We start from the raw sequence: 5,550 nt of genomic DNA on the forward strand, positions 1-5,550 counted from the left end.
GCAGATCCTCGACGAGGCCGGCCGCGCCGGTCGCGAGGTCGAGATGCTGACGCCGCTCGGGCTCGACCCGGGCCTGCCCGATGTGGTGCTGCAACAAGCCAGCGATGCCGCCCGAGTTCACGGCTTTGCGCCGGAGGCCTGTATCGTGATCCTGCTGGCGCACGGCTCGCAGCGCAATCCGGCCTCCCGCCAGTCCACCGAGCAGATGGCTCGCGCCATCGAGCAGCGCGCGATCTTCCGCAAGGTGGAGCCTGCATTTCTCGAAGAGCTGCCGTCGCTCGGTGACGTCGCCGCATCGGTCAAGGGACCGGCCGTCGTGGTCGGGATGTTCTCCGGCGAAGGCCTGCATGGGGCAAGAGACGCGCCAAGACTCGTCGCGCAGCTCCACCGTAACGACATTGTGTTCGCCGGCATCATGGGCGCCGCCCCGGGGATCGCCGAGCTGGTGGCGCGGGCGGTTGCGGCGCGGCAGGCGGTCTGACGCGCCGGCTACCTTGGCGAACGGGATTCGCCCATCTAAAAAGAGCCATTGTCGCGCGATCCGTTGATGCTTGCGGCCGACCCGCTCGGAATTCCTTTCGGAGATATTGATGACGCGGTTTTTGCGCCTTCTCGGACGGGGAGCGGTGCTGTTCGTCACCTGGGGCGCGATTTTCGAGATCGGGCTGCGGCTGCAGCAATATTTCGGCCCGATCTTCGATCTGGAAATGGCGAGCGTGAACCTGGACTGGGAGTCCAACGAGCTCAATCACAAGCCCGAGCCGAAGAACCAGAACCTGTGCATCTATGGCGACCTCACCGGCTTCACCTACGAGCGGTCCTATGACGCCAACGGCGTCAGGATCACGGACGACAGGGCGCTGCTGGCCGGCTGCCGGAAGCCGATCTCGGTGCTGTTTCTCGGCGATTCCTTCATGGAGGGCTATGACGACGAGAACACGCTGCCGCACCATGTCTCGAAGTATTTTCGCGACGAGCGGGGCATCTGCCTGAAGTCCCACAACGCCGGCTACACCTCCTATTCGCCGTCGATTTTCATTCCGCAGGCGAAGAAGCTGCTGCCGATCGTGCGCCCCGACTATATCGTGGTCGACGTCGACGAGACCGATCTCTACGACGACTTCGCACGCTACCGAAATCTCATCGTCCGCAACGCGCGCGGGCAGAATGTCGGCGTCAAGGTATCGCCGATCGGGCACGAATGCAGTGTCGGCCTGATGGAGGCGCGCGAGCACACGCTCTATCTGATGCGGTTCGTCGCCAAGGCCTGGATGTCGCTCGTCCACATGCCGGCGGTGATCAAGCAGTACCGCAACGACGATCTCGTCCTGTTCGGCTATTCGAAGGACCAGGACGCCAACCTCGAGCAGAAATATGCAGCGCCGCTCGCGACGTTCAGGCAGAACCTGCAGGAGCTGGCCGACGTGCTCATGGCCTATACCGGCGACGGCAGCCGCGTGGTGTTCATCTTCCACCCGCATCTGGAGAACCTGAAGCCGGACGCCAACGGCCACGTCTGGAACAATCTGGTCAGCTCCACGGTGCAACAGATGTGCGTCGCCAACGGCTTCCACTTCTTCAACGCCACTGCGACGCTGAAGCAGCGGTTCGGAGCCAAGCCCGAGGAGTTCTACTGGCCGGGCGACATGCATTTCAGCTTCGAGGGCCTGGAGGAATATTCCAGGGCCGTTGCCGCCTTCATGGCCGACGAGGTGATCAAGCCGAAGGATTGAGCGGCGTCACTTGCACGAATCCGTCTTGCCCGGGCTTGTCCCAGGCATCCACGGCGTTATCTTGCCACGCGAAGAACGTGGATGGCCGGGCCTTCGCCACGCCGAAGGGGCTTCGGCCCCGCAGGCGGGACAGGCCCGGCAATGACGACGCGGAAGCGTCAGTGCCAATGGTTCAGCGAAGGGTTGCGCTCGTTTGTCCTAGCCGCCCCACACCTGCGCCGGCGCGCGCACGCCGGGCAGGTCGAGCAGGTTGATCGCGCGGCAGGCGATCTGCTCGACGACATCGTCGAGCGAGCGCGGCTTCAGGTAGAACGCCGGCAGCGGCGGGGCGATGATGGCGCCGATCTCGGCCGCCTGCGTCATCGCCCGGAGATGTCCGAGATGCAGCGGGCTTTCGCGCACCAGGAGCACCAGCCGCCGCCGCTCCTTGATCTGCACGTCGGCGGCACGCACCAGGAGATTATCGAGCTGGCCGTAGGCGACGGCTGACAGCGTGCGGATCGAGCAGGGCGCGACGATCATGCCTGCGACCGGAAACGAGCCGCTGGCGACCGCGGCGCCGATATCGGCATGGCCGTAGGTGCGGGCGGCAAGCGCGCGCAGTCGTGCCAGCGCCTCGGCGCCGACCTCCTCGGCGAGCGTTCGCTCCGCGGCCGGAGAGACCACGAGGTGTACCGCGCAGCGCGGGTTCTCGGCGAGCCGCTCGACGATGCGCACGCCGATCGCTGCTCCCGAGGCGCCGCTGATGCCGACGACGACGTTGTGCCGCTCGCTCATGCGGGCGCCCCTGCGCCGCCCGCGAGTCCGAGGCTCGGCCACAGCGCGTCGACCCGTGCGACCACGGCTGGATCCATGGTCAGCACCTCGCCCCAGGCGCGGTCCGTCTCCGGCGGGATCTTCGTTGTGGCGTCGATGCCGAGCTTGCCGCCGAGTCCGGATTTCGGCGAGGCGAAGTCGAGGTAGTCGATCGGCGTGTCCGTGAGCGTCACGAGATCGCGGGAGGAATCGCTGCGGGTCGAGACCGCCCACATCACCGCGCGCCAGTCGCGGATGTCGATGTCATCGTCGACCACGATCAAGAGCTTCGTGTAGCTGAACTGTGGCAGCATCGACCAAAGCCCGAGCATCAGCCGCCGCGCCTGGCCGGGATAGCGCTTCTTGATCGAGGCGACCGCGATCCGGTAGGAGCAGGCCTCGGGCGGCAGCCAGCAATCGACGACTTCAGGGAATTGCTGCCGGATCAGCGGTACGAACAGCTGGTTCAGCGCCTCCCCGATCCGCGAAGGCTCGTCCGGCGGGCGGCCGGTGAAGGTCGAGAGATAGAGCGGCTGGCGCCGGCTGGTGATCGCGGTGACGCGCAGCACCGGAAATTCCTCGACCGAGTTGTAGTAGCCGGTGTGATCGCCATAGGGCCCCTCGGGCGCGGTCTCGGTAGCCGAGACGAAGCCCTCGATGACGATCTCGGCGGCGGCGGGGATCGCGAGCGGCACGGTCAGGCAGGGCGTCAGGTCGGGCCGCTCGCCGCGCAGGATGCCGGCAAAGCGCAGCTCCGAGATCGTTTCGGGCAGCGGCAGCACCGCGGCGAGGACGGTGGCGGGATCGGCGCCGATCACGACCGCGACCGGCATGTCGCGCCCTTTCGCCTTCCATTGCTGGTGATGGCGGGCGCCGCCGCGATGCGCGAGCCAGCGGATGATGGCGCGGTCGCGGCCGAGCACCTGCATGCGGTAGACGCCGACGTTCTCCTCCTGGTCGGCGGTGGCCGATTCCGGCGGCACGGTGATGACCAGCGGCCAGGTGATCAGCGGCGCCGGCTCGCCGGGCCAGCAGATCTGTGCCGGCAGCCTGCCGAGGTCGACGTCGTCGCCCCTGGCGGCGCACTCCTGGACCGGGGCCGCCGATCGGGTGCGCGGTCGCGTCGACAGCGCGGCGCGGGCGAGCGGCAGCTTGTCCCAGGCGTCCTTCAGATTGTGCGGTGGACGCGGCGACCGCAGTTCGGCCATCAGCGCGCCGAGTTCGTCCAGCCGCGCCGGCTCGATCCCCATGCCCCACGCAATCCGCTCCACCGTGCCGAACAGGTTGGTCAGGAGCGGCATGGCCGAGGCCGATCCGTCGGCCTTGATCGGCTGCTCGAACAATAGTGCAGGTCCATGCTCGCCGAGCACGCGGCGATGGATCTCGGTGACCTCGTGCACGACGGAGACCTTCTCGCGAATCCGTCGCAACTGTCCCCGGCCTTCGATGAAGCGCAGGAAGTCCGACAATTCGTGGAAGCGCGGGACATCACGCTGCAAGCTTCGAGGCTCCCCGAAAAAGGCCAGAGCTAGCCGGGATGATCACGGTCTTCATTGTTCCGGCTCAAATACATCGGCGCGCAGTCCGGCCAGATTGCGCGCCATGACTCATCCTGCTGCCGCATCATCCGGCCCGTTGCCGACGGTTCCGCCGCTTCTGGCGCTCGCGATGCGCCCCCTGCCGCTGCTGCCGCTGCAGCTCGTCCTCTCCGGCTTCCTGCAGCGGATCGTGAAGCGCCATCCCGCGATCTTCGACCGGCTCGGCGAACATGCCAAGGCGCGGTTCGGCATCAAGCCGACCGACCTGCCGTTCGGCTTCGTGGTCGAGGCCGCCCCGCCGCGCCTCTCCGTGGTCCGGGAATTGCCAAGCGCGCTCGATGCGCGCATCTCCGCCTCGCTGGTCAACCTGCTTGCCCTGCTCGAGGGCAGGCTCGACGGCGATGCGCTGATGTTCTCGCGCGATCTCGTGATCGAGGGCGACGTCGAGGCGGTGCTGGCGCTGCGCAACGCGATCGACGACGCGCAGCTCGATCTCGTCGGCGAGTTCGCCGCGCTGTTCGGTCCGCTCGGCGTGCCGGCGGGCCGCGTGCTCGGCGCGGCGCGCGACCGCGTGATCGGGTCGTCGCGCGCAAGCGAAGAGTTCAGATGATGGAATTGATCTGTCCCGCCGGCACGCCGGCTGCGCTGAAGAGCGCCATCGACGCCGGCGCCGATGCGATCTATTGCGGATTCAACGACGAAACCAATGCGCGCAATTTTCCGGGGCTGAACTTCAGCCGCGACGAGCTGCGCAAGGGGATCGCGCTCGCGCACCAGCGCAAGGCCAAGGTGCTCGTCGCCATCAACACCTTTCCGCGCGCGGGTGCGGTCGAGATCTGGCATCGCGCCGTGGACGACGCGGTCGCCGCCGGCGCCGATGCGCTGATCCTCGCCGACATCGGGCTGATGGACTACACCGCGAGAAAGCATCCGAACCAGCGCCTGCACGTCTCGGTGCAGGCGGCTGCCGCCAACCCCGACGCCATCGCGTTCTATGTCGAGACGTTCGGCGCGCGGCGCGTGGTGCTGCCGCGCGTGCTCAGCGTGCCGGAGATTGCGGAGATCACCCGCGAATCGGCCTGCGAGACCGAGGTCTTCGTGTTCGGCGGCCTCTGCGTGATGGCAGAGGGGCGCTGCTCGCTGTCCTCCTATGCGACCGGCAAGTCGCCGAACATGCAGGGCGTCTGCTCGCCGCCGAGCCACGTGGCCTATGAGCAGACCGCGCAGGGCACGAACTCGCGGCTCGGCGGCTTCGCCATCAACCGCTTTGCCCTGCAGGAGCCCGCCGGCTATCCGACCCTGTGCAAGGGACGTTTCTCGACCGCGCACGGCACCGGCTACATCTTCGAGGACCCGGTCAGCCTGGATGCGACGACGCTGCTGAAGGGCATGCGCGACGCCGGGGTCACCGCGCTGAAGATCGAGGGACGGCAGCGCGGCCGCGCCTATGTCGAGAGCGTGGTGCGCCATTTCCGCGGCGCGCT

6 protein-coding genes are annotated in these 5,550 nt (G+C 67.4%); 4 read left to right on the forward strand and 2 right to left on the reverse strand.

From position 1 onward, the window contains the following. Both KGM94_RS22960 and KGM94_RS22965 read left to right on the forward strand, forming a co-directional pair. Positions 1–481, forward strand: a 481-nt coding sequence (locus tag KGM94_RS22960; RefSeq protein WP_300264408.1) for a CbiX/SirB N-terminal domain-containing protein, incomplete at its 5' end; no start/stop codon positions are given. 109 nt (positions 482–590) lie between these two features. Next, positions 591–1,733, forward strand: a complete 1,143-nt coding sequence (locus tag KGM94_RS22965; RefSeq protein WP_300264410.1) for a hypothetical protein — start codon at positions 591–593, stop codon at positions 1,731–1,733. A gap of 198 nt (positions 1,734–1,931) precedes the next feature. Here KGM94_RS22965 and KGM94_RS22970 read toward each other — a convergent pair whose 3' ends face one another. Together KGM94_RS22970 and KGM94_RS22975 are read right to left on the reverse strand one after the other, a co-directional pair. Continuing rightward, complete coding sequence (locus tag KGM94_RS22970; RefSeq protein ID WP_300264412.1) at positions 1,932–2,510, reverse strand: UbiX family flavin prenyltransferase; 579 nt, start codon at positions 2,508–2,510, stop codon at positions 1,932–1,934. After that, positions 2,507–4,027, reverse strand: a complete 1,521-nt coding sequence (locus KGM94_RS22975; RefSeq protein WP_300264414.1) for a UbiD family decarboxylase — start codon at positions 4,025–4,027, stop codon at positions 2,507–2,509. Before KGM94_RS22975 ends, KGM94_RS22970 begins: the two co-directional genes overlap by 4 nt. A 103-nt stretch (positions 4,028–4,130) precedes the next feature. Here KGM94_RS22975 and KGM94_RS22980 point away from each other — a divergent pair, with 103 nt between their 5' ends. Continuing rightward, positions 4,131–4,676, forward strand: a complete 546-nt coding sequence (locus tag KGM94_RS22980) for an SCP2 sterol-binding domain-containing protein (RefSeq protein ID WP_300264416.1) — start codon at positions 4,131–4,133, stop codon at positions 4,674–4,676. After that, positions 4,676–5,550: peptidase U32 family protein (locus tag KGM94_RS22985; RefSeq protein ID WP_300264418.1), on the forward strand; the 875-nt coding region annotated here is incomplete at its 3' end. The genes KGM94_RS22980 and KGM94_RS22985, both read left to right, overlap by 1 nt.

Origin of the sequence: Bradyrhizobium sp. (assembly GCF_028868675.1) — a bacterium.
In the GTDB taxonomy this organism is placed as follows: domain Bacteria; phylum Pseudomonadota; class Alphaproteobacteria; order Rhizobiales; family Xanthobacteraceae; genus Bradyrhizobium.